This window comes from uncultured Sulfitobacter sp. (assembly GCF_947499945.1).
In the GTDB taxonomy this organism is placed as follows: domain Bacteria; phylum Pseudomonadota; class Alphaproteobacteria; order Rhodobacterales; family Rhodobacteraceae; genus Sulfitobacter.
In genome coordinates this window covers 1-705 of the sequence record NZ_CANMQD010000022.1, presented here as the reverse complement: position 1 = coordinate 705, position 705 = coordinate 1, and the positions used below count along the sequence as shown (strand labels likewise).

The window sequence follows — 705 nt, the reverse complement described above, 5'->3', positions numbered from 1 at the left end:
CGCGAAAACGCAGCCAGCGTCCAAGTTGCGGCTGAATGAGGAGATAAGATCATGACAACTGCAACACTCGAGAAGACAACATCGCTGGGTTTCGAAGACATCCAGTCGTTTCTATATGCCGAAGCGCGCGCCCTTGATGACCGTGACTGGGATACATGGCTGGGGTTCTATCATGCCAGCTGCCCGTTCTGGATGCCCGCGTGGGACGACGAGGACATGTTGACGGAAGATCCGCAAAACGAGATGTCCTTGATCTATTACCCGAACAAATCGGGTATCGAGGACCGTGTGTTCCGCATCCAGACGGACCGCTCCTCGGCTACTTCCCTGCCAGAGCCGCGCACGCAGCACCACCTTGCCAACATCGAGGTGCTGAGCCGCGAGGGCGATACGATCAAATTGCGCTTTAACTGGCATACGCTGACCTACCGCTATGGCAATACGGACAGCCATTGGGGGATGTCGTTCTACACGCTGGACACGTCCGGCCCCAAGCCGCTGATCACGGATAAGAAAATCGTGCTCAAGAACGATCACATCCACCATGTGATCGACGTCTACCACATCTAACGCAGGCCAATACTGCGGTTTTTGACACAGCGCGCGCCCACCGACGGGCGCGCGACCAAGGGAGGAGTATGCCATGACAACCTATAATGTAGCCCTGAATTTCGAGGATGGCGTCACCCGCGTCATTCAATGTGA

At 55.9% G+C, this 705-nt stretch carries 1 protein-coding gene; it reads left to right on the top strand.

Features of this window, described 5'->3' with window-relative positions:
* Window positions 1-51 precede the first annotated feature (51 nt).
* A complete protein-coding gene (gene benB, locus Q0775_RS19935) occupies window positions 52-570 on the top strand; it encodes a benzoate 1,2-dioxygenase small subunit (RefSeq protein WP_298865409.1) in 519 nt (172 codons plus the stop codon).
* Window positions 571-705: the final 135 nt, after the last annotated feature.

Coding starts and splice junctions, on each gene's coding strand:
- benB (WP_298865409.1), top strand. CDS start 52: ATGACAACTGCAACACTCGAGAAGACAACATCGCTGGGTTTCGAAGAC.